At 43.0% G+C, this 22,235-nt stretch carries 30 protein-coding genes and 2 pseudogenes; 6 read left to right on the top strand and 26 right to left on the bottom strand.

Annotated elements, in window-relative coordinates; all coding sequences use genetic code 11:
- The first annotated feature begins 70 nt into the window (after nucleotides 1-70).
- Nucleotides 71-685, top strand: coding sequence for a molybdenum cofactor guanylyltransferase (locus GQR42_RS14870; RefSeq protein WP_158200538.1), 615 nt, complete (start codon nucleotides 71-73; stop codon nucleotides 683-685).
- On the opposite strand, the gene GQR42_RS14865 is transcribed toward GQR42_RS14870, so the two are convergent.
- Nucleotides 638-1,903 (bottom strand): J domain-containing protein, encoded by a 1,266-nt coding sequence (locus tag GQR42_RS14865; RefSeq protein ID WP_158200537.1) that lies wholly within the window; start codon nucleotides 1,901-1,903, stop codon nucleotides 638-640. The genes GQR42_RS14870 and GQR42_RS14865 overlap by 48 nt on opposite strands.
- A 105-nt stretch (nucleotides 1,904-2,008) precedes the next feature.
- On the opposite strand from GQR42_RS14865, the gene GQR42_RS14860 reads away from it, so the two are divergent.
- Nucleotides 2,009-2,560 carry a transcriptional repressor gene (locus tag GQR42_RS14860; protein ID WP_002737956.1) on the top strand — a complete coding sequence of 184 codons (552 nt, stop codon included), beginning with the start codon at nucleotides 2,009-2,011 and terminating at the stop codon, nucleotides 2,558-2,560.
- Between the two features lie 4 nt (nucleotides 2,561-2,564).
- On the opposite strand, the gene GQR42_RS14855 is transcribed toward GQR42_RS14860, so the two are convergent.
- Nucleotides 2,565-2,987, bottom strand: coding sequence for a SufE family protein (locus GQR42_RS14855; RefSeq protein ID WP_046663438.1), 423 nt, complete (start codon nucleotides 2,985-2,987; stop codon nucleotides 2,565-2,567).
- A gap of 842 nt (nucleotides 2,988-3,829) precedes the next feature.
- Between GQR42_RS14855 and GQR42_RS14850 the strand changes: the two genes are divergently transcribed.
- Entirely contained in the window at nucleotides 3,830-4,486 is a 657-nt protein-coding gene (locus GQR42_RS14850; RefSeq protein ID WP_158200536.1) for a YraN family protein, read from the top strand.
- 23 nt (nucleotides 4,487-4,509) lie between these two features.
- Entirely contained in the window at nucleotides 4,510-5,301 is a 792-nt protein-coding gene (locus tag GQR42_RS14845) for a Uma2 family endonuclease (RefSeq protein ID WP_158200535.1), read from the top strand.
- Between the two features lie 134 nt (nucleotides 5,302-5,435).
- On the opposite strand, the pseudogene GQR42_RS14840 reads toward GQR42_RS14845, so the two are convergent.
- Nucleotides 5,436-5,747, bottom strand: a pseudogene (locus tag GQR42_RS14840) (type II toxin-antitoxin system PemK/MazF family toxin); the annotation flags it as partial.
- A gap of 87 nt (nucleotides 5,748-5,834) precedes the next feature.
- Here GQR42_RS14840 and GQR42_RS14835 point away from each other — a divergent pair.
- Nucleotides 5,835-6,683, top strand: coding sequence for an IS630 family transposase (locus tag GQR42_RS14835; RefSeq protein WP_158199409.1), 849 nt, complete (start codon nucleotides 5,835-5,837; stop codon nucleotides 6,681-6,683).
- 55 nt (nucleotides 6,684-6,738) lie between these two features.
- On the opposite strand, the gene GQR42_RS14830 is transcribed toward GQR42_RS14835, so the two are convergent.
- From GQR42_RS14830 to GQR42_RS14820, 3 genes are all read right to left on the bottom strand, one after another.
- Entirely contained in the window at nucleotides 6,739-6,954 is a 216-nt protein-coding gene (locus GQR42_RS14830) for a hypothetical protein (RefSeq protein WP_158200534.1), read from the bottom strand.
- A 107-nt stretch (nucleotides 6,955-7,061) separates the two neighbouring features.
- Nucleotides 7,062-7,541: a PEP-CTERM sorting domain-containing protein gene (locus tag GQR42_RS14825; protein ID WP_158200533.1), complete on the bottom strand. Its 480-nt coding sequence runs from the start codon at nucleotides 7,539-7,541 to the stop codon at nucleotides 7,062-7,064.
- Between the two features lie 195 nt (nucleotides 7,542-7,736).
- On the bottom strand, nucleotides 7,737-8,585 hold the full coding sequence (locus GQR42_RS14820; protein ID WP_158199237.1) for an IS630 family transposase: 849 nt from the start codon (nucleotides 8,583-8,585) through the stop codon (nucleotides 7,737-7,739).
- A 75-nt stretch (nucleotides 8,586-8,660) separates the two neighbouring features.
- Here GQR42_RS14820 and GQR42_RS14815 point away from each other — a divergent pair.
- Nucleotides 8,661-8,906: pseudogene (locus GQR42_RS14815) on the top strand (IS1 family transposase); the annotation flags it as partial.
- 23 nt (nucleotides 8,907-8,929) lie between these two features.
- Here the strand turns inward: GQR42_RS14815 and GQR42_RS14810 are convergent.
- The 20 genes from GQR42_RS14810 to GQR42_RS14715 all read right to left on the bottom strand — a co-directional run bounded on the left by GQR42_RS14810 (nucleotide 8,930) and on the right by GQR42_RS14715 (nucleotide 22,226).
- Nucleotides 8,930-9,130, bottom strand: coding sequence for an antitoxin family protein (locus GQR42_RS14810; RefSeq protein WP_158200532.1), 201 nt, complete (start codon nucleotides 9,128-9,130; stop codon nucleotides 8,930-8,932).
- A gap of 171 nt (nucleotides 9,131-9,301) precedes the next feature.
- The gene (locus GQR42_RS14805; RefSeq protein WP_158200531.1) at nucleotides 9,302-9,493 is read right to left on the bottom strand and encodes a DUF6887 family protein; all 192 of its coding nucleotides are present in this window, start codon (nucleotides 9,491-9,493) and stop codon (nucleotides 9,302-9,304) included.
- On the bottom strand, nucleotides 9,490-9,672 hold the full coding sequence (locus GQR42_RS14800) for a DUF6888 family protein (RefSeq protein WP_158200530.1): 183 nt from the start codon (nucleotides 9,670-9,672) through the stop codon (nucleotides 9,490-9,492). The genes GQR42_RS14805 and GQR42_RS14800 overlap by 4 nt, the downstream gene beginning before the upstream one ends.
- 105 nt (nucleotides 9,673-9,777) lie before the next feature.
- Entirely contained in the window at nucleotides 9,778-9,981 is a 204-nt protein-coding gene (locus GQR42_RS14795) for a DUF6887 family protein (RefSeq protein ID WP_158200529.1), read from the bottom strand.
- Nucleotides 9,968-10,162, bottom strand: coding sequence for a DUF6888 family protein (locus GQR42_RS14790; RefSeq protein WP_158200528.1), 195 nt, complete (start codon nucleotides 10,160-10,162; stop codon nucleotides 9,968-9,970). The genes GQR42_RS14795 and GQR42_RS14790 overlap by 14 nt, the downstream gene beginning before the upstream one ends.
- Nucleotides 10,163-10,289: 127 nt before the next feature.
- A protein-coding gene (locus GQR42_RS14785; protein ID WP_158200527.1) for an ISKra4 family transposase occupies nucleotides 10,290-11,353 on the bottom strand; the annotation gives its coding sequence in 2 pieces (ribosomal slippage) (nucleotides 10,290-11,197 and nucleotides 11,197-11,353; 1,065 coding nt in all).
- A 267-nt stretch (nucleotides 11,354-11,620) separates the two neighbouring features.
- Entirely contained in the window at nucleotides 11,621-11,986 is a 366-nt protein-coding gene (locus tag GQR42_RS14780; RefSeq protein WP_158200526.1) for a hypothetical protein, read from the bottom strand.
- Between the two features lie 108 nt (nucleotides 11,987-12,094).
- Nucleotides 12,095-13,501, bottom strand: coding sequence for an eCIS core domain-containing protein (locus GQR42_RS14775; RefSeq protein ID WP_158200525.1), 1,407 nt, complete (start codon nucleotides 13,499-13,501; stop codon nucleotides 12,095-12,097).
- A gap of 195 nt (nucleotides 13,502-13,696) precedes the next feature.
- On the bottom strand, nucleotides 13,697-14,062 hold the full coding sequence (locus GQR42_RS14770; RefSeq protein ID WP_158200524.1) for a DUF5615 family PIN-like protein: 366 nt from the start codon (nucleotides 14,060-14,062) through the stop codon (nucleotides 13,697-13,699).
- Entirely contained in the window at nucleotides 14,059-14,352 is a 294-nt protein-coding gene (locus GQR42_RS14765; protein ID WP_158200523.1) for a DUF433 domain-containing protein, read from the bottom strand. The genes GQR42_RS14770 and GQR42_RS14765 overlap by 4 nt, the downstream gene beginning before the upstream one ends.
- Nucleotides 14,353-14,777: 425 nt before the next feature.
- On the bottom strand, nucleotides 14,778-15,347 hold the full coding sequence (locus GQR42_RS14760) for a DUF4255 domain-containing protein (protein ID WP_158200522.1): 570 nt from the start codon (nucleotides 15,345-15,347) through the stop codon (nucleotides 14,778-14,780).
- On the bottom strand, nucleotides 15,347-16,006 hold the full coding sequence (locus tag GQR42_RS14755; RefSeq protein WP_199273193.1) for a YkgJ family cysteine cluster protein: 660 nt from the start codon (nucleotides 16,004-16,006) through the stop codon (nucleotides 15,347-15,349). The genes GQR42_RS14760 and GQR42_RS14755 overlap by 1 nt, the downstream gene beginning before the upstream one ends.
- Before the next feature lie 139 nt (nucleotides 16,007-16,145).
- Nucleotides 16,146-18,305 (bottom strand): ATP-binding protein, encoded by a 2,160-nt coding sequence (locus GQR42_RS14750; RefSeq protein ID WP_158200521.1) that lies wholly within the window; start codon nucleotides 18,303-18,305, stop codon nucleotides 16,146-16,148.
- A 48-nt stretch (nucleotides 18,306-18,353) separates the two neighbouring features.
- Nucleotides 18,354-18,569, bottom strand: a complete 216-nt coding sequence (locus GQR42_RS14745) for a hypothetical protein (RefSeq protein WP_158200520.1) — start codon at nucleotides 18,567-18,569, stop codon at nucleotides 18,354-18,356.
- A 28-nt stretch (nucleotides 18,570-18,597) separates the two neighbouring features.
- Nucleotides 18,598-19,194 carry a Uma2 family endonuclease gene (locus GQR42_RS14740; RefSeq protein ID WP_158200519.1) on the bottom strand — a complete coding sequence of 199 codons (597 nt, stop codon included), beginning with the start codon at nucleotides 19,192-19,194 and terminating at the stop codon, nucleotides 18,598-18,600.
- Nucleotides 19,195-19,201: 7 nt separating this feature from the next.
- Nucleotides 19,202-19,816: a hypothetical protein gene (locus GQR42_RS14735; RefSeq protein WP_158200518.1), complete on the bottom strand. Its 615-nt coding sequence runs from the start codon at nucleotides 19,814-19,816 to the stop codon at nucleotides 19,202-19,204.
- Nucleotides 19,817-19,932: 116 nt separating this feature from the next.
- Nucleotides 19,933-20,268 carry a XisI protein gene (locus tag GQR42_RS14730; protein ID WP_158200517.1) on the bottom strand — a complete coding sequence of 112 codons (336 nt, stop codon included), beginning with the start codon at nucleotides 20,266-20,268 and terminating at the stop codon, nucleotides 19,933-19,935.
- On the bottom strand, nucleotides 20,256-20,672 hold the full coding sequence (locus GQR42_RS14725) for a XisH family protein (RefSeq protein WP_158200516.1): 417 nt from the start codon (nucleotides 20,670-20,672) through the stop codon (nucleotides 20,256-20,258). Before GQR42_RS14725 ends, GQR42_RS14730 begins: the two co-directional genes overlap by 13 nt.
- 24 nt (nucleotides 20,673-20,696) lie before the next feature.
- Nucleotides 20,697-21,686, bottom strand: a complete 990-nt coding sequence (locus GQR42_RS14720; RefSeq protein WP_158200515.1) for a tail fiber domain-containing protein — start codon at nucleotides 21,684-21,686, stop codon at nucleotides 20,697-20,699.
- Nucleotides 21,687-21,704: 18 nt separating this feature from the next.
- Nucleotides 21,705-22,226, bottom strand: coding sequence for a hypothetical protein (locus GQR42_RS14715; protein WP_158200514.1), 522 nt, complete (start codon nucleotides 22,224-22,226; stop codon nucleotides 21,705-21,707).
- Between the last annotated feature and the right edge of the window lie 9 nt (nucleotides 22,227-22,235).

Genomic DNA, 22,235 nt, shown 5'->3' with positions numbered 1-22,235 from the left:
TTGGTAAATGCGCTAGTATTTAACGGTAAAGCCGTCGTAGAACGACGGGGTTTCAGACCCAAAATTTTCGATGAGTGATTTTCCCGCTTTAACGGCGTTAATTCTGGCTGGTGGTCAAAGTTCCAGGATGGGACGAGATAAAGCTTTGTTATCTTTTCAGGGTGTCTCTTTTCTGGAAAATATCTGTTTAATTGCCCAAAATTGTGCCGTACAAGTGTCTGTGATTACGCCTTGGCCAGAACGTTATGAACTTATCATTCCCCAATACTGTCAAATAATCAAGGAACCTCTCCCCAGTAGGGGGCCTTTATTGGCCTTTGCCTTGGGATTAACTTTTGTATCAACCGATTGGGTTTTATTACTCCCTTGCGATTTACCTTTACTAAGGTCCTCAATTATTCAAGAATGGTCAAGATTATTAGCCACTGTACCAGAAAATGCCATCGCTTTCGTTCCCCGCTGCGGTGAGCGTTGGGAGCCTCTCTGTGCTTTTTATCATCGTCGTTGTTTAGCATCTTTGCAGAGTTATATTCAGCAAGGGGGAACTTCTTTTCAAAAATGGTTAAATGTCGCTGTGGTGGAGGAATTAATCATCGATAATTCCGAGATTTTATTTAACTGTAATACCCCAGAAGATTTAGAGATAATAATAAACTCCCCAGATATTAACCGTGAGAAAACCTAGCACAAAAGGGAGTAAAAGTAAAGAGATCGGCCAAGAAATATTGGATAAATGGCGATAACTATAGTAGAGCATTCCAGTTAGATAACCCCCCGTTACACCGATAATTGCGCCGACAATATCGCCATTTATGGATAAATAGGAAGTGAGCAAAATGACGAGGGAAAAGGGCAAAATTATCAAGCCACCTAAAAATATATCGCCAGCGATACTACCATATTCATTACTTAATTTTCTGCCCAACCAACTAGATAAAGTCAGAATAATAAAAGGAAATACTGCCCAGCCTAATAACAGTAAAAAATCGGATTTAACTGTCCAGTTTTGCCAAGTCAAAGCGATGAAAAAACTGCTGATGATTGCTGCCAATACCCCCGTAGCTAAAGCCTGATTACGGTTAAGCTTTAAAAAAGCCTCTGCTAAACCGGTCTTGGGTTTGAGCAAAGATGAGCAAGAGATTTTCAGCAAATTAAAAACAATAAAAATAGTTTTTGACCACTTGATCGATTGCTGTTGTCGATAAATTTTCCGAGGGTCTCTTAATTTATTTTCAATGGCATGATAGCGGCGAAAATTTCCCCGTTGCTTAAATTTCTTGGCCGCTATTTGTAAATCTTTTCGTGCTGCTGGCAGTTCCGAGAGTTCCTCTAGAGCCAATCCCCTTTGATAATAGAATTGGGGGTTATCTGGGTCAATGGCGATCGCTTTTCCATAAGCTTCTAGGGAGGATTGGGTGTAACCGAGTCGTTGACGGGATAAACCGAGGTAATAGTAAGCTTGGGAACAATCGGGTTTTAACTGCAAAACTTGCCGACAATCGCTTAAAACTTGCCTATCCTGCTGATTATGGTAGTAAACTTCCGCCCGTTGCAGATAGGCCTGCCAAAATTGCGGATTAATTGCGATCGCTTGCTGGTAAAATGCGATCGCTAGTTGATAATTTCTCTCTTGAGCGTGGTGCCATCCCTGTTGATAAAAATCCTCAGCACTGCGGTGAAAAGTGGGTATTTCCGGGGATAAACTGCGATCATACTCTTTTCTTTGCTCTTTATCGCTCAAAACCCGATAAGCTTGTTCAATTTCCCGAAATTTTGTCACTGCCTCCGGATCATCGGGATTATAATCGGGGTGATATTGCCGGGCCAGACGACGAAAAGCGGCTTTTATCTGATTATTACTGGCATGACGGGGAATTTGCAGGATTTCATAGTAATTTTTCATACTTGAGTGTGGGGAGAATTTTCAACTACTTAAAATTGTTGCCAATGGCTCGCCGAAACGACTATCATTGTCAATTAAATAGCTTTTATTGAGAGTTGATCGCTTATGTCTGCCTACACTGCTTCCTCCCTGAAAGCGGAACTCAACGCGCGGGGGTGGCGCTTAACTCCCCAGCGAGAGAAAATTCTGCACGTTTTCCAGAATTTACCGAAAGGCAATCATCTCAGTGCCGAAGAATTGCAGGAATTGCTGGACAAAAGGGGGGAAGGAATTAGTTTATCGACAATTTACCGCAGTGTTAAACTGATGTCGCGGATGGGAATTTTGCGGGAGTTGGAATTGGCCGAAGGTCATAAACACTACGAACTCAATCAACCCTATCCCCACCACCATCATCATTTGGTCTGTATTCAGTGCAATAAAACCATCGAATTTAACAATGATTCTATCCTCAAACACAGTCTCAAACAGTGTGAGAAAGAGGGTTTTCAGTTAATTGACTGTCAGTTAACGGTGATGGCCATCTGTCCGGAAGCTTTGCGGATGGGTTGGCCGTCGGGAATACCGAGTAATTGGGGCTGTACGCGTTCGCTGGTGGATACTCGTTTCCAAAACTGCGAGATTCCCGAATCAAAGGAGCCGGAACCGGAAAACTAGGCATCTAAGCGGACATTCCCAACTGAAAACCGAGAGCTTTTTTCTGCATTAATTGGAAAATATTATAAAAGCCGTTGGCGCGGGAAGGAGTAAGACTGACTTTTAAACCGGTTTCTTCGATAAAATCCGGGGTGACTTGCAGGATTTCTGTGGGAGTCAGTCCATTTAACCCCTCGATTAACAAAGCAACTAAACCCTTGACTAATTGCGCATCGGAATCGCCTTTGTACCAAACCTGGCCATTTTCGAGGTCGGCGGTGATATAAACTTGGGATACACAGCCATGAACTTTATTGGCGGGTATTTTGGCAGATTCTGGTATTGGTTCTAGTTTTTTAGCAAAAGCTAGTAATTGTTCGTATTTTTGCTTAGGATCGGTACGACGTTTGAGGCGTTCGACGATGCGATCGAGATTAGACGGGAGCATATTGCAAGTTAAAATAGGAAAAAATTAGCCAATAGCTTTTTTATATTAGCATTCTCGCGGAAGTTGAGCGATATAGTTATCGGTGAAAGGACTGCCTTGGTCAAAGCGCATTGATGCTATCTGCTAGAATTGTCATCAATCAAACACCACGCTTGCAGGAGCTATGGTTAACCTTTCCTATAATAAAAACCGACATTCCGCACATCTTCATATACTTTTATATATTTTTACATTCCCCAAGATGTTTTGACAAAAAACCTTGATTGTAGAAACTACTATTGAGAACATTTTCAATAATTGATTTTTTCTGAGAAAAAAATTTACAATTCTTCACCTTGATAAAAATCCATGATTGTAGCTATAATCCTTACTGGCAAAGGGTTGTCAGCAATATATTAGTAAAAATTATCAATTGAATGTTAAGAAGTGCGGAAAGTGGGTTGTAACAATTACCGTTTCTTCCCCTTTCTCGGTCTTCAACAGGAACAGGTGAAAACTTGATGTTCATTTTTATTCCTCAATTCGAGCGTTGTCAGAGAAATTGAAGCAGGCAGAAGGCAGATTTGAAGGTCTCAATCCTATATTCTTGCACTAACATCGGATTTTAACAGGTCAAAAGCCTTATTTTAAAAGGGTTTTACCATTATTCAGCCAGCCCTACTTAGTTTCATCTAAAATTAAGCTCTTTGAGCGTTGTAAATTCCATACATATTCTACCCCCCCGCACATTTGTCAAGTCTTTTACATAATTCTTAATATTTCTGGCCGTTTTGCTCTCTGGCTCTCGTCCGGCTTTTCGACGGAATCGCTAAAATGATCAGGGGTGTTTTAGAGGCAAGTCTATGAGTGAACCGGTAACTCTTGAGGATATTTACCAGCTATTCCGCGCCTCCGCCGAGGAATATGATCGCCGGGCCGCCGAATCCAAGGCGGAATATGATCGCCGGGCTGCCCAATCCAAGGCGGAATATGATCGCCATAGAGTCGAAATAGAGAACCTCCTCGCCGAATCTAAACTAGAAAGCGATCGCTCGATGGCAGAACTGAAACGGACGGTTGAACGAACCAGCAAAGCGGTAGATAGTCTCACCACTCGCTGGGGTCGATTTGTGGAAGAATTGGTAGAACCGGCGGTTTTACGGCTTTTTCAGGAAAAAGGCCTTGATATTAAGGAAGTTTATCCCCGCGCTAGAGTCAAACGTCAAGGCATCGCCATGGAAATTGATATCCTAGCCGTCGATGATACCGATCTCGTGGTGGTGGAATGTAAATCTCGATTATCTCAAGATGATGTAGATGAATTTATCGAAAAATTGACTCGCTTTAAAATCGCTTTTCCCCATTATCAAAACTATCGAGCTTACGGTGCAGTCGCCGGTATTGAAATTAACGAGGGGATCGTTCGATACGCTGATAAAAAAGGTCTATTTGTGATTAAACCCTCCGGGGATACGGTGGCCATTATTAATGATGCCGACTTTCAACCGAATACTTGGTAATTTCCCTAGTCAAAACAATCGCTATGGTTAACCTTTCCTACAATAAAAATCGCCTTCTTCCCAGCGCTGAAGAATTACCCTGTTCTGACGAAACACCCGTGGATAACCAGTTACAGAACGACATTCCCAATCTATTACTTAGTTTATTAGCATTTATTTGGATGGGGCGGGACGACTGGTATTTTGGTGTCGATATGGGAGTTTATTACAATCCCGACGAACCGGCGATCATACCCGATGGATTTTTAGCCATTGGAGTCAAACACGATACCGGCGAAAGGGGAAGATTAAGCTATGTTCTCTGGGAAGAAGCTTATATTATGCCGATATTGGCCCTGGAAGTGATTTCTGAGAAATATAATGGGGAATATGAGGGAAAGTTAGCGGATTATCAAACCCTAGGCATTCTCTATTACGCCATTTACAATCCCTTGAGCGGTAGAAGGGGAAGGTTTAAAAATAGAGAGAGATTAGAGGTTTATAAGCTTATAGCGGGGAAATACGAGCTTTTAGAGCCGGAAAATAATCGGGTATGGTTGCCAGAAATCGGGTTAGCGTTGGGATATGAGCAGGGAGAACATATCGCTTGGGTGCGAGAATGGCTTTATTGGTATGATCAATCGGGAAATCGCTATTTAACCGCAGAGGAAAGGGCAAGGGCAGCGGCGGCCATCGCCGCTCAAGAACGTTTGAATGCCCAACAAGAACGTTTGAATGCCCAACAAGAACGTTTAGCCAAAGAGGAAGCGGAACAAAAAGCACAACGACTAGCGGAAAGACTAAGATCACTGGGTATCAACCCCGATGAACTGTAAGGGTTTGGGCGCGATCAATCTGGTGGCCATCATCGGTGAATGGTCCGTAACTGCCGTAGTTACTGAAGTCATTGATCTGGCTACGATGTGGAGCGCCATCAATATAAACGCCGTACCAAAAATATAAAATCTCCTTACAATCCTAGGCAATATCGGACTGCCGTTTCAATTTCTTGCATTTTTTCTTCGGATAGTTTCCCAACTGGTGCCGAGGGGAAGCGATTTTTATCAATTGAACGAATTTGAAAACCAAGAAAGACTGTTTCTAAAGGAAGCCCACTTTCATCAGTCGAAACGCGAACATTAGTCGGATAATCTTGGCGAATATTTTCTCCTTTCGTCCCCACCACTACCATCACCACTAAGGGTAACTGATTGATAACATCAATAGATAATACTAAAACTGGTCTAGTTCCTGCTTGCTCTTTTCCTTGAATCGGGTTAAGATTAACGAAATATAGTCATTTCAAATAAGTGTGAGACGAGGGAAAAATAAGGTAAAATAAAGAGAAACGAGCAACCCATATAGAAAAATGTCTTATAGCCTAGACTTGAGAAAAAAAGTAATCGATTATGTAGAGAATGGGGGAAGCATAACCAAAGCCGCCGCTCTATTTAATATAGGAAGAGCGACGATATATAGATGGCTAGGTAGGGAAAAACTGGAAGCAACAAAGGTAAAACACCGTCAGAGAAAGCTGGACTGGAAAGCACTGTCAAAAGATGTCCAAGAAAATCCCGAGGCAAGATTAAGAGACAGAGCCGAGAAGTTTGGAGTGAGACCAAGTGCCATTTGCTATGCCTTAAAAAAAATGAAAATTACCAGAAAAAAGAAGGAACTTCGTTATAGAGAAAGAAACCGAGAAGAAAGAATGAAATACTACAGAGTGCTGAGAGAATTGATTAAAACATATGGAAGTGAAAGCCTTGTATTCATTGATGAGTCAGGGTTTGAAGAATTTCAAGCCTGCCTTTATGCCTGGTCAAAAAAAGGTAAGAAAGTATTGGGAGATAGACAAGGAAAACGAGGAAAAAGAGAGAACCTTGTGGCCGGGAGAAGAAAGGGAAAAAAAGACTTTATTGCCCCGATGGTATTTACAAGAAGCCTGAATGCCGAAGGTTTTGAAGGGTGGTTATCTTTATATTTATTGCCCTCTCTAGCCATAACATCAGTATTAATTATGGATAATGCACCAATTCATCGGAAGACAGTGATTAGACAACTGGTAGAGGAAGCAGGTCATCAGGTAGTGTTTTTGCCAAAATACTCTCCTGATTTAAATGATATCGAACATGATTTTAGTGCATTAAAGAGAGCCAGAATGTATGCTCCTGTGGGGACACCCCTTGATGAAATTATTCGTACTTATTGTGTCGCCTAGTGTCTCGTTCTTATTTGAAATAACTATAAATTTCACCTCTTGCGATAGTCATTTTCTACAAACCGTCCATTTCAGAGACCATAAACTCCTGATTAATGGTAGCTATTTCTCCTAAAATATCCAGATCATCTGCCATTATTTGCAATTGATCTTCATCAATTAATTGAGTTTCTATTGTCAATTTTACTTTAGTATTCGGCTTAAGATTAAAGGTTTCAGTAGGATAAAAAGCTTCTCCATTGAAAATAGCAGTAATTTTTTGATTCATCATTTCTGTACCAACATAAATCAAGCTTCTCTTACTTGATGATACCAAATAAAGTATCGAAAACCTCCGCTTCGAGAGAGGAAACCTGCGCCTTCTCTCCCTTGTATCAATCACTTGCGGGCTTTGCAAGCGACACTCCCTAGCATTAATCCGCCCAAGGTGATAAAACCGAGAAGGCTAGAAGGTTCTGGGGTGGTCGCAGTCGGGGTGGGAACGGTCAGCACCGAGGAGATTCCGTACAAAGGGCGGAATGCTACCGGACCGTTAAACCCTGGACCAAAATCGCTCCCATAACGAATCCAAGTTACGTTCGTTCCATAGCTCGATCCGATACTAGCAGGGTCGATTCCTACATTCGTAAAAGCGTCATTTAATATTGTTGAGGTGTGCGCCTCATTGTCAACAAAGGTGTTGTAGGTATTTATGTCAGTGCTTGTTGCTTGAATCGTGCCATCCGTAACAAATACCACGCGATACTGATTACCAGGACTAAGACCAGAAGGAATCAGTTGAAAAGCTTCTGCAACGCCAGAGATGCCCAGATTCGCGAAGGCAACCCCAGATAAAATGCCCATAATCGTTAGTTTCACCTAAAATCAAGCTCTTTGAGCGTTGTAAATTCCAGAGATGTTATCCCCTCCCCTCGCACATTTGTCAAGTCTTTTACATAATTCTTATTATTTATTGCCGTTTTGCTCTCTCGCTCTCATCCGGCTTCTCGACGGAATCGCTAAAATGATCAGGGGTGTTTTAGAGGTATAGTTATTTCAAATAAGAACGAGACACTAGGCAACACAATAAGTACGAATAATTTCATCAAGGGGTGTCCCCACAGGAGCATACATTCTGGCTCTCTTTAATGCACTAAAATCATGTTCGATATCATTTAAATCAGGAGAGTATTTTGGCAAAAACACTACCTGATGACCTGCTTCCTCTACCAGTTGTCTAATCACTGTCTTCCGATGAATTGGTGCATTATCCATAATTAATACTGATGTTATGGCTAGAGAGGGCAATAAATATAAAGATAACCACCCTTCAAAACCTTCGGCATTCAGGCTTCTTGTAAATACCATCGGGGCAATAAAGTCTTTTTTTCCCTTTCTTCTCCCGGCCACAAGGTTCTCTCTTTTTCCTCGTTTTCCTTGTCTATCTCCCAAGACTTTCTTCCCTTTTTTTGCCCAAGCATAAAAACAGGCTTGAAATTCTTCAAACCCTGACTCATCAATAAATACAAGGCTTTTACTTCCAGACATTTTAATCAATTCTCTCAGCACTCTGTAGTATTTCATTCTTTCTTCTCGGTTTCTTTCTCTATAACGAAGTTCCTTCTTTTTTCTGGTAATTTTCATTTTTTTTAAGGCATAGCAAATGGCACTTGGTCTCACTCCAAACTTCTCGGCTCTGTCTCTTAATCTTGCCTCGGGATTTTCTTGGACATCTTTTGACAATGCTTTCCAGTCTAGCTTTCTTTGACGGTGTTTTACCTTTGTCGCTTCCAGTTTTTCCCTACCTAGCCATCTATATATTGTGGCTCTTCCTATATTAAATAGAGCGGCGGCTTTGGTTATGCTTCCCCCATTCTCTACATAATCAATTACTTTTTTTCTCAAGTCTAGGCTATAAGACATTTTTCTGTATGGGTTGCTCGTTTCTCTTTATTTTACCTTATTTTTCCCTCGTCTCACACTTATTTGAAATGACTATATTTTTGGGTAAGTGATGGAAATCCAGTGTATCCAATATTTATCCCTGATGGGGATCAGATTGTTAGCAAAACTTATCGGACAAGGGTAGAGGGAGAAAATCCAAGATTACGTCATTACTTAGCCCGTCTTCATCGTCAGACTCTCGGCTCTTCAAAATGTGTCAAAATGTTAGAAAATTCCCTACCGCTTCTAGTTCATTACCTTAAGTTTAAGGATGTTCCAGTTCCCTACACTTTTGCTTGATTCATCTTTACATCTGACAACGCCTAATGATCTATATTCGCAGACCAGTCAGAAGGTCCGTCTAAATTCAACGATTCTGCTGTATCTAAAAAAGAGGTTAATTCGTTTTCTTCTGATGATAAATTTTCGATAATGATGCGGACACGGGTATTTGCTTTTAAGGCGACGGGTTGATCTGGATGAAATACTTGACCGTCAAATAAAGCTTCAATCGAGTTAAGCATGATTTTTTTAGGCAATTATCCTTCTAAACGTAATATTTACATTATAAATGTTGGTTGACGGGTCACGGATGCTGGACAGCGATAGCGTAACACACCACCCATTAATACGGTCCGTTACACTTCGTTAACGCACCCTACAAGAGCAGCGATCACTACAAGAGCGCGATCGCACTAATGTTTTGTAATTTTTTCCATGAAAATTCGTTTTTGTTCTTCTAAAGGCATATCTTTAGAATAAATTACAGGATTTGGATCGCGCTTTAATAATTCTGCTAGTGCTTCACTAAATTTATCATCATTATTGCGATTTTCTGATAAATAGTGTTTTAATTCTGTTACTGTCATTTGAGTTAAATCAGTCATGAGAAAAACCTCCAGTTTCCATCAGAATAGATTACCAATGCTATTTCATCATTGACACCCCCTTGAATATAAATCGTTTTTAATTTGGTATCATAGCGAAAAATGTTGATAGGTTGATAACCATTAGATAACCACTGACAAAGAATAACTGCTTGAATCGCTTGTGCTGAGGTTGGCAAATTATCAGACTCCCCATCCTTGAGCTTTTGTATATTGTATTATATTGTAGTGCGTTACATTTTATTAACGCACCCTACAAGAGCGGCGATCGCACTTAACCCAACCTACGGCGATGGGCGATCGCACTGAGGGCGAAAAACATTGTCTAACTCTTCTTTGGTCATGTTATAGGGATAAGGATATATTTTAGCATTAGGACTACGACGATTGACAAATAATTCTCTAATCGCCTCATCATCCGTAGGGTTTTGTCTGATATAAGTTTTTAATTCTTTACGAGTCATTTGTTTAAAGTTAGGTTTCGTCATCTTCGTAAAACTCCCAGTTTCCCTCTTCAAAAATTATAATTTCTATTCCCTCATTGATTCCAGCTAAAATATAAATGTATTTATAGAGTGGATCGTATCTAAACAAGTGGATAGGCTGCAACATATCTGAGAGAGATTGACAGACACAGACTGAGGCAATAGCTTGTTCATGGGTTGGCATTTAATAGTAAGTTTTTGGGGAAATTTTTCTATGATCTTAACATTTATGATGTTGGGTTTCGTTCCTCAACCCGGGAGCATCTCACCTTTGTAATAAGTAGAAATGCTTAATGAACTCAATAAAAAAGTTAAAAAAGGCAACCATTTAGATAGGCAGAGCGATGACGAAGGACTTGCGGTACATTACCAGATTCCCAACTTGCACCAGTAATTTTAAGACGATGAGCAATTTGTTTAATTTTTGATTCAACAGAGCCAGAGCCAATCGAAATGCCCTCTGCCTGCAAATAACCATAATTGACAATTCGATGTTTATGCTTGTTCAAATAAATAATAAAATTCTCCACTTGCGGCTCTGACCATCCCTCAAAACAGGAGATAGCAGCATCCACTTCCCCCTTCCATAGAAAACATTTTACCTCATCAATCCGCTGGAATGACCCGCCAACTTTATAGAGGTTTTCGATTAAATGATACCAATCCAATATTTCAATTCTTTCCTGTTTCTCTCCTATCTGACCAAATAAATTCCAGATACCATCATGTCCATCTCCTAAACAAATTAAAGGTTCAGCCAAAACTTGAGAATTAACCAAATCTAATAAAGCCGAGTTATCTTGAAAAAAGGCCGCTACCCCCAGTTGATGAAAACTCACTGCTTTATAATCACGCCAAATCAAGGCTTTTCCCTTGGCAGTTCTTAGTCGTACCTTACCGCCATCTATGCTCATTTCTTCGACTTCAACTTCTGGGTTAGACGGTAATTCTTCAAAAGCATAGCGATGTACGAGGCGTTGTTGGGTACTGTGAGAAACAGCAATTCCTGTCAATGATTTGATTTTCTGCGCCGATTTCTCGTAGGATTCATCGCCACTTAATAGCAAACAGTTCTTCTCTAACATTGGACTCATCTGAGTCCGAGGCTTTACTTCTAACTTCTTCGCTTGTTTTTCTGTAATTGGTAATTCGCCCAAAATACTTTTTACTTTTCTTGTCCGACCGGCTGTTTCTCCTGTGCTTGTTTTGACAAAAAAATACCGATTTCTGGGTTGACATACTGAATCATTAAATCTCTAACAGTCTCTTCTATCTCTGCCAAGTTATTAAATTTCTCAACTTGGGATTGTTCATAAAGACATTGCCCTAACTCTTGACATAACTCTTTAATTCTTTTTTCATTTTCTGATAACATTGGACTGTTCCTCCCATCGAGATATATTCTGAATCGTAAGTTATAACTATTATAATCTCATTTCTCTTTGTGATCAGGTTCAAGATTTTCTAGTTTTTGACTGCTATAAGCATTAATACTCATTGCACAAGTGAGATGCTCCCCTCAACCCAACCTACAAGACCAGCGATCGCACTGAATTAAATCGATAAGTTTGGTCAAAAAACATTGATTCGCTCAACCCAACCTACAAGACCAGCGATCGCACTATAAGATCGGCGATCGCATTTATGGAGATGAATTAACGGGTTCAAGATTATCAATTGCGATATTACATTGACCAATCACGACATATTCCCACTCGGACTTATTCGAGATGTTTTTGTATCGAGTCCTTACGGTTTGTAACGGGATGATCGTGCTTGAATCACCCAACTGCCCCAGAACAAACACAAGATACGCAGTGACTTTCGGAGAAGCTGTTTGCAATCGATCAAGCAGGTAAGGAAGGATGGGTTGACCGAGTGCAAGTAAATCTCTCACGGCTTGAGTTTCTACAATTTGTGGTGTCCCCAAGTCGTAGATAATAGGCGATTTAGCTTCGAGTTGCGTCAGCAAGGCTTCAACCTCTGACTCAAGCGATAAACTTGGCATTAGATTAACTCCTAGAATTGAATGAGTAAGACTAGATAATGAAACCATCCAGGCTCGGACACTCAAAGAAAAACTAATAATCAGCAGTATAAGCATTGAAGTGACCGATTATGAAATCGTATTGCGAGTAACAGTGCCATTGACGACCTGGATTGAGGTGGACCAATTCACTGATCGGCGCCCACCTGGTCCCACGAGCGATGTAACAAATGATCGATCAAACTCGATATTGCTAGTAGAGGTGTAAGGAACGCTCGGCGGATCTGCCATCGAAATGTTGTAACCACCACCAAGCCATGCTTGGCGAAATGGAGGGCGAGAAGCATCTTGCCCAGATTTGGCAATGTCATCTTGCACAATGCCTTCTTTAGGGTGACGAACGCCATCAAATAGTGCACGAGTATAAGTGACGGTTTGAGCCAGTGAAAATTGTTCTGGACGGCAAGGACTCGGAATGGTACCAAACAACTGAGCGTTTGCACCGACGCGGTTTCCAGTATCCCAGGTACCTCCCGAATCTGCGTGCTGCCAGAAACCTCCCCCAGCTAGATAGGGGTAGTAGTCATCCATCTTCAATCCCCCCTGAAATATGCCGGATACTACTTTCGTCATGCTCATCGGTTGAGCACAATCATTATTGCCATTCATCTGCAACCCCCCTTGAAATGTGCTGGATATCACTTTCGTCATAGGATGTGGCGATAATCCAATGTCTATAATTTCTTCTTTGCCTTCAGCAGGAATGGAGATCACTTGATGACCTTCTTCACGTTTACAGGCTTCACACTTGCGTTGCAGGGTGTTGGTTGGTGCTAAGTCATGGATGGAATTGCTGCATGGATGCTGTATAATAGCCGATGCAACTCGATCAGCTTCCTGTTCGTACCTGTCTCTTGGTTGCCCGACAATCAGCTTAGGTTGGATTCCTCCCGTTTGCTGCACCACATGGGTCAACTCATGGGCCAGCAATTCCTTGCCACCAGAACTACCTGGATTGTATTCCCCTTGGCGGAAGAAGATGTCTTGTCCTGTGGTGAAAGCACGAGCGCTGAGGGATTGATTGAGGGCATCAGCCGTGCTGTCGGTATGCACCCGCACCCCACTGAAATTGGTGCCAAAAGCAGATTCCATTTGTCGCTGGATGCCAGAATCGAGCGATCGCCCTCCACCCCGCGCCTGTTCAATCGCTGCTTCCACTTCTGGCGTGGCTTCGGCTTCTCCCTCCCCTTGGCGTGACAGTTCCATCACCCGCTGCACATAGCGATTGCCGTACTGCCGTTGCATCTGGAGCATCAGTTGGCGGCTGCGGGCAGGGTAGTCTGAGGTCGCCCGACTGAGCAAGTCAGCATGAACTTTGGCAGAGGGAGCACTGCCAATCCGACTGATGGCCTGTGTTAGGGGGTCTTGTTGGGTTGCCAGAACATCTTCTTGGGCAGTCGCCCTCTGTGCTTCCCGTTCCTTAGTCGGCTGGGAGTGCTGGGATTTGGTGTCGGGGGTCGATTGGCGATCACGCATGGCACACCTCGTATCAAAAGTAGTCTGACAGTTTCTCCAAGGCAATGAAAATTCTCCTCATGCCCTTTGGCCACTATTTTATCATCCTAGCACAAAGCCGTTCTCAAAGGACGGGGTTTTAAATCGAAAATTTTCGCTAAGGTGGATTTGGTATTACATTTAGATGACAAAGCTTGCATCCGTAGTGCGAGCGTGCTATTCTTCTCCCCAAGCACTCAGAAATTCGACTTGATTTTTCATATCTTCTGCTGATTTACTAGCAATTATTCGCAAAATTCTACGCATTTGTTCACCAATGGAATAGTTTTGAACCCCTAAAATAATTCCTGAATGATTTTGTCTGTTATCAATCCAATTAGTATGGATTTTATAAAAGTCTCGCACGTTAAAGCTATAAGTCACGCACTGATGCTTTAATGCCCATTGTAATTGTTCTTCATCGCTACTGGATAACATTTGAGCTTCTTCAGTCGATATAACATCAACGTTGCGACGACGTAAAGCCGTTAGAAGATCGCTATCCATCGTATCTTCATCTAAATACAGACGAATTTTGGTCATTCTAGGAGTTGTTTTTTTTGATAATGTTGTTTGGCGAGTTCTTCATAGGCAGTTTGTTCGGCTGCTATGTCTCGCTCTATTTCCTCTCTATTAGCATGATAATAGGTTAATGCTGCATAAATTTGAGTGATATTTAAATGATTTAATCTTCTAGCTATCTCTTCGGCGTTGTTACCTTGGTTATATAAACCGGCGATTTTCCGAACAGATGTTCTTGTTCCTGCGAGTACAGGACGATTATTATGGGGATCGATGGCGATCAGTTTGCCAATGTCGGTCAGTGTTGCCAAGGGGGTTCTCCAAGGGATTGTCAAGATCTTCTGTTGTTTTATGGTAGCGTAACGCAGCGAAAATTAAGAGCTTTTGTCAAAAATTGAGATATTTTGGGAGAAATAAATAGGGTTTGCAGCAAAAAGTACGGGCGAAGCATTCGGATAGAAAATCTCCGGTTTCACCGATAGGTTATTGCCCGAATGCTTCGCCCCTACAGGACGCGGGCCGATGAAGATGCAAGGTTTTGAACCACGATTCTCTCAAAATCTTGCACCTGTTTCGCTCGTAAAGCCCCAAAACCCTTACTTTGCATACATTTCACATTTATTCAGCCAGCCCTAAATAGACCTCTCCAACAATTGTCAACATAAGGGCTGAAGCCCTTACTACGAGCCTATCAAAATCTTTTCTGGAGAGGTCTAATATGCAACAGCTTAACTACTTACTTTGACTCGACTTTGAGAACTTTTTCTGTTACTAAATGAACATCAACTGGCGCAAAGGGTTCAACGGCAACTGTTATCATGTAGCTAATCCCCACTTTCATCCGTCCGTCAAGCGCTCCCCAAAAATCCCAGGCGTTCGGGGTGCGTTCAGGTTGGGAAACCCAGGCGCGGAGAGGTAGAGATTGATTGGCTATTTGCCCCTTGAGGACTTCTGTTGGCAAAATTGGATAGCTCAATAAGGTCTGCAAAATATTGCCTAACAGTCGATGTTCGTCGGCGACATCGGTTGTCCAAACGGTAATTAGATAGGATAAATCAATACGAGTGGGGGCAATTTTTTCGGTTCCTGTTCCTGTGGTTCCGTTGCGAGTGAGATAGCGCTCATTGCTGCGTAACTCGTGATTCTCGCGGATGTCGTAGAGAAAACAATTAATTGTCGGCTTATTCGGCTTGGGATTCCAGTCGTCTTTGTTCGGCACTTCAAACTTGATATCGATCGCATTAGGATCGAGTGGTACTTTTTGCACCAGCAATTCTTTAAGCGTATCGTCAAGGTCGTGGATCATTAAATTTCACCCCCGGGAAGTTCCATTTCTTCTGCACTCAAGTTGTGGGGCCAGTTTGGCTCGTTGAGCTTAGGATTGACAATTTTATTTTCAAAGTCGAGCCAGATGCGCCTGTCGTTGCGGCAATCGTAGGCTCGGCAAGGGATGGGGCGCTGGGAATGCACCGTACAGCCTAAACTTTGGCGATCAAAGTGGTGACAATAGCCGTCCGCACCTTTGGCAATAACATAAGGTTGGCTCAACTCCCAGCGGATGACTCCTTCTTCGATGTCTTGGCGCGAAAGGGGAAAAACCATTTTGCAGCAGGCAGCCTGGCACAAATGTACCCGATTTTCGCAGTCAATGGCGACGGGTTGGGAAAAGGTATATTTATCTTGTTCTGGTTCCTGCAAGGAAACGCCCGGATCTTGCTGCAGGAAACGTTTGAGCAGTCGTTGGGCTACCTGCTTTTTCCTTGTGTCAATTTCGTCAAGATCGAGTAAGCCTTTTTCTGTCAGCAGTTCGATGAGCGCATAGACGAAGGAGGCGGCTTCTAGGGTGCGCCCTGCCGTGGCATTTGTGCGTGCATGGAGATAAGTTAGGCCCTTTGCCACCTCATGGTGTCGGGCAAGGTCATCAGGCATGGCTGGATTAATCCCGGTTTGGCTTTCTTGATCCATGATACTTGGCAGAACAATGGAGATGGATTTTTAATTGAGGCATTAGCTTGACAATGTTAGATTTAATTTGGCTTTCCCCTTTGGCTAGGAAATAGGGTGATGGGCGCACGCAATGCGCCCCTACGGAATATTTTTCCAGTTATTTTTGTTTAAATGGCAAAAACTCCTCCTCCCCAATCAGTCTTCCCATCTTCTGAAACTCCCGCTTGGTTGCTTGCAGTAGATGTTTCATCGTCACACACTGGCTGTTTTCTGCGGCGAGGAAGGCAGCCGCCAGGGCGATGTTGCGAATATTACCTCCTGCCAGCTTGAATTGCCGCGCCATGCCTTCGAGATCCACATCGGCTGCCAGGGGTGTCTGTTTGGGCCAGATGCGCCGCCAGATTTGCAGGCGGTAGTCCGCTTCAGGAAAGGGAAACTCGACAATGAAACGGATGCGCCGAGTGAAGGCTTCATCTAGATTCTGCCGCAAATTGGTGGTTAGGAGCGTCACCCCTTCGTATTCCTCCATTTTCTGCAACAGATAGGCAATTTCAAGATTAGCGTAGCGATCGTGGGCATCCTTAACCTCGGAGCGCTTGCCAAAGAGGGCATCTGCTTCGTCAAATAGGAGGATGGCATTGGCACTCTGAGCGGCGGTAAAAATCCTCTCTAGGTTCTTTTCCGTCTCGCCAATGTACTTACTGACCACTTGGGAGAGATCAATCTTATAGAGGTCAAGGTGCAACTCCTTGGCGATGACCTCGGCCGCCATTGTTTTACCCGTACCAGGTGAGCCAGAGAAGAGGGCATTTAGTCCTTTGCCGAGGGAGAGTTTCTCCTCGAAACCCCACTGACCACAAACGAGGTGGTGGTGTTTGACCTGATGGCAAATTTCTTGGAGTTGAGTTAGCCCCTCGGATGGGAGGATCAGATCGTTCCAGGTGGAGCGAGGGGAAATCTTGCGGGCTAGGGAAGTCAAAGCCTGACCTGAGTGGGTACGAGCAGCAGCAAATAGGTCTTCTAGGGTTAAGGAAGGAGGGGACTCCTGGGATGTCTGGGCTGCCTGCCAGCGGGCTTGCTGCTGGGCTGAGGCGACTGCATCACCAATTTGTTCAGGAGTCAGGCGGAAACGGTCAGCGAGGGTGTCTAGCTCCTTGGCATCGGGGAGTAAGATGCCAGACTGGGAGAGATAGGCTTGCCAGTTGTCCCGACGTTGGGCAAAGTCGGGTAGGGGAAAGGAGACCGGAAGAATGGTGCGGGTGGAGCCAGGAATTTCTGACAGGCTTGGTGCTACTCCTTCTAAGATGGCGATGCTGGCAAATCGGGCGATCGCCTGCAATAGTCGCTGATAGTTGCTGGCCTGCTCTTGGGAACGCAGTGGGTCGAGTCCTTCGAGATACAGCACCGCATCTTGAAACTGGGCTTCTCGGAAAAGAAGAGGCAAGATTGACTCTAGCTCGGTTTTGGCGGCGATCGCTGTGGCGATGTCTGCTACTAACAGCCTCATGTCCAACTTGAGGGCGATCGCTTCTGCTGCTTGGCGCTTTCCCACTCCCTGGGGACCGTGAAAGTGAAGGTGTAAAGGCTGATTGGCTTCCCTCGCCTGGAGTGCTAAGGCGAGCAAAGCTTCCTGGATTTTGGTATCTAACGACAGTGACTCTGATTCTGGAATCGGCTTAACTATCTGGCAGAATGTGGCCAATCGGGAGTCGAGTCCCTCCTGTCCTAGCAGGTAGCGGATTAGTTGCTCATCAGGCTTGAGGTAGCAAGCAAGTAAGGGAGGCTGCACCTGATGGGGGTCCGCCAACAGATGGAGCAGTCGATGGCGGATTAGGGGCGCATCTGGCGCAACCCTAGACCTTTGCCAAAGCTTGCTTGAGGCTGAAGGACACAACAGGTTGAGGGCGAGATCTACTGTGGGTCGCCTACGAGTTACGTCGTCCTGGAGGTAGGCGTAAAGCCTTTCGTAGCGCAGGTCGAGTTCGGGAGCGAGGGCAATCACGATTAGCGCTAGGTCGAAGACAGACAGGTCAAAGGTTTGTTTGAGCCAGGCCAGGCGCGATGCTTTAACTGCTAACTCAGAAAAGGATGGTTCTCCGGCTTCTCCTTCCAGTTTCAGGAGGGGGGTTCCTGGCTCACGTACTAACAATCGCTCTACATCTTCGTGACTGATATACAGACCTTGATAGGCTTCAGTTGCTGGGTCTTTGGCATAGGTTGCTTGAGCGGCAACTATGGCTTTTTCTAACAGTTTGTCTAACCACTGCAAAGCTGGTAACAGATTTTCCGACCAGGCTTTACTAGCCTCGATAACCATAATAAACACCACAGAGACACAGAGGACACAGAGTTTTTTTTGTTGTGGTCAATCATCTTTAATGTCGGCTATTTCAACAATGTCAAGATTTTCTTCTTCCTCGGTTTTAGCAAGTAATTCTTCTAATACTTGAATAGCGCCACTGATGCGCATCATGGTAGTTCTTAGATTAGACTCTTGTATTTCTAGATCAGCTAACATTTTTTGACCGGACTCATATTCGGCTTTGAGTTGTTCGATGCGTTCTTTGATTTGTTCTTTCATAGGAATAAATCGTGGGAAAAGTTAGTTTTTAAACTAGGGTTTCTAGATCGTACCACAAAAATTGTAAATTAAGAACAAATCCGGGTAAAATATCTTCTCCTGATAAAGTAGCAGGCTTCTTTAAGACTTCTACGGGTTGATCAGCGCGATAAATTTCGACAAGTTTATTTTTGGTATCAATTAACCAGCCTAAGCGCATTTTGTTGGCTAGGTATTCCTGCATTTTCTCCCGTAAGGGTTTCATCTTGTCTGTTTTAGAGCGCAATTCTAAGACAAAATCAGGACATAATGGGGGAAAGGTATCTTGTTGTTCGCGGGTTAGACAATTCCATCGTTCTCGACTAACCCAAGCGACATCAGGAGAACGGTTTGCGCCATTGGGAAGGCTAAATGCTGTGGAGGAATCAAAAACCTCTCCTAATTGGGTTTGTTCGTTCCAAATGACAAAACGACTGGCGAGTTTAACGTTGTATTTCCCTGTGCTTCCTCCAGTAGGTGACATCATGATTAATTCGCCGGTATTACTGCGTTCAAGGCGGAGTTCTCGGTTGGCTATTGCTAGTTTTTTAAACTGTTGTTGGCTGATTTTGCAATGGTTGGGCAGATTAATTATCGCTGGTTTCATAAATCATCTACTCTCCTGGCTCTTTATTGATGATAGCATGATATAAGATGCCTAAAATTTTGTTGATGTCTTTGATGTAATACTCACTCAAATCAATCTCAACTGTTTTACCGACAAGTTTTAAAAACCTCCAGATGGTTCCAGTCGTCACTACTCCGTAAATAGCAGGAAGTTCATTACCTTCTCTTTGATTGAAGATTTGAGCGGCGATCATTTCAGCAATGCACTGACCAAATCCTGAGTTTAAGTTTTCATTTTTCGCTTCGACAATTGTAACAATCGGCTGACGAATAAATAACTGTTCTGGATTTTTACTGATAATAAAGTCGCAAATACCGTTCAAGCTTTGGCTGAAATCTACAGTAAAATCAACTCCAGAAAATAGACTGATTTGGTGTTTTAATTGCCTTCGCAACTCTAATAAAACGGGAACAACAATCATTTCAGAACGAGCTTTTTCGGTGTTGATAGCTACTGCTAAATCGACTGTTTCCTGGAGAGTTGTTATTAAATGTTCACTACACTCTAGTTCCGGAATGGTATCAAATAATTCAGAGTTTTCCTGAATGGTTAAATTGAAAATCTTTACTAATTCATCTAATTTGAAATTGCTATAAGCCATTTACGCTCACCTCCTTTTATTGTTTCATTAAAATTCTACACAATAATAAACACCACACCAGATACAGAGGACACAGAGTTTTTTTGTTGCTGTATTATATTATAATGATGAACAGCTTAGGCGACTCCATAGCCTGTATAAGGGCGCTTATAGCTTGGATGCAAACCCAAGACAATATCTTCCTTGGATACACCCATTTCTACTAATTCTTTGGCAATATCTGTCTCAGTCATATTCCGCTGAATCCAAATTTTTCCCTCCTTTATATCTAAATGTATGAAACAATTATAAACTCTTTTCAGCCCCTGCCAGCCTATATCTAGTAACTGGTAGTGGTCATTTTCTCTGTCAAAAATTAATTGACATTCAATGTCTGGATTGTCGGCTTCTTTTGCTGCTTTTTCAGTGAGTATATTACGGATACATTGACGGTAATAATCTATTCTTTCCATACAAGAATTATCTCCTTTTGTGGTTCGTAAACTATCAGCTTGACTTGATATATTTTTAATGCTTCCTGAACAAATCTTTCTTGAAAGAAAGAATCAAATGTATCAAGTGGCACTGCTAGATATAGCATCCTATCCGATTCACTCATTTGTAGGGCAAGTCGATAGTTTAAAAACTGCCCCAAGGCAACATGAAAATCAGTCAGCACCGAGTTATTAAGAAAACTTTTGATTTCAACAGCAATTTTGCGTTCTTCTTTCTCAGCCGCCAATATCTTTTCTGCTGCTAAATCGATCTCAAATCTCACTCCCTCAATCTTAATTTTCAGTGGATCTGCTGTAATTACCCACTGCTCTTTTAGGAGTGCCTGTTTCACAGCTTGATGGAATAAGTCTTTGGCGGCCATTACTTATTTTTTAACTCTGTCTGCTCATCCCAAATCACAATTAGGAATTTTTGCTTCTAAAGATTTGACTTTTTCTGCCAATTCTAAGATTGTTTTTTGTTGCTCTTGCAAGACTTTTGTTAATACGCCAACAATGTCCATAATGCTCACTCCTTTTCGATCAGAAGTTGCCAACAATTCCGGTACATCTTCAGCGATAAATCCGATATTTTGATGTTGGTCACTATCGGTTTTGTAATTGAACTTAACGGGATTGAGTCCTGCTAAGATTTGAGCTGCTTCCTGGAGGCAAAGCAGGCCAATATTTTCTTTTAGTTCTTTGGAAGAACTTTGGACAAACTTACCAATGACGTTACCATTAGTTGAAAGGCTGAGTACCGTTCCTCCTCCTAAATAAGTACCAATGGCAAAAGTATTACTAGGTGTAGTTCCGCTCCACCAAAGCCTAGAACTCATGTTCCACCACTCAATGTAGTTCCAGGGATGTCCTGATTCATTCTGTCGCAGCCTGAGAATGGAATCTTGTGTGGATACAATTTCTAGGGGAGTACCTGGAGTAGGGGTTCCGATGCCGACATTTCCTCCTGGTGTGATGGCTAACCGATAGTCAGCAATACCGGACTCGACAAAATTGAGGGCATTATTGGGAGCAATGTTAATATGCCACTGCCCACGACCGGGCGAACCATCAGTTTTGCTAAGGTAGAGATGGCTGCCAAAACTAGACTGTGTCCCTTGGTTAATGCGGAAATTTCCATTAACCGTCAGGTTATCTTGAATCGTCAGAGGACCTGCCATAATATCTCCGGCTTTTTTAACCACTGAGTCGAGGTTTTTGATGACTCCAGTTAAGTTTGAACCATCCCCTTGAAAGGAGAGTGCTTGTACAGTGCCACTAGCTTGTAAATCTGTAGTTTTAATTTTGCCATCGACTTCTAATCTTTCTTGGGGTTGCTCAATACCAAGTCCAGTCTTTCCAGTAACATAGAGATCGCCATCAATTGGAAAAGTCATAATTTTGCTCCTGTGGTATTAGAGTTTTTCTACAATTGGTACATCAATCAGATAAAATCCTGAGCGGACTGTCTGCAAGGTAATCACAACAGGATTGCCTTGTTCATCCGTCTCGAATTGTTGTCCTGGAATGTTGTCCCCAACTGCTGCTTGGGGAGGTTGAGGGGGTGGGAGTTGCATAGCTTCCCCTGCTACTTGGGGAGGTTGAGGTATGGCCTGTTGCAGAGCTTCCCCTGCTGCTGGCAAAGGTTGAGGTATGGGTACTTTTGTTTGATACTGCTGCTTCAGCTTGGGTTGGGGATAACTATCGTACAGAGCTTTCATGGTTTCTGAGTCAAGTCTTGTGCAATTTGCATCCCCTGTGATTTTCTCTAAATCAGTTTCGGATGCGTCAACGCGAACAATCCCTTCTTCTGCTCCCTCTTTAACAATAACAAAGCCATAGTTGAGATCGCGCAAGACTTCAGGCACAATAATCTCCGCCGCTGCCCCCCTTTTAGGCTGCACAGATAGCGGAACTTGAAAGAATGCTACAGGCATAATTCCCTC

The sequence above is a fragment of the Microcystis aeruginosa FD4 genome (assembly GCF_009792235.1).
Classification (GTDB): domain Bacteria; phylum Cyanobacteriota; class Cyanobacteriia; order Cyanobacteriales; family Microcystaceae; genus Microcystis; species Microcystis viridis.
Note: the sequence above shows the minus strand (reverse complement) of the source record. Positions and strands in the feature narration are given on the sequence as shown.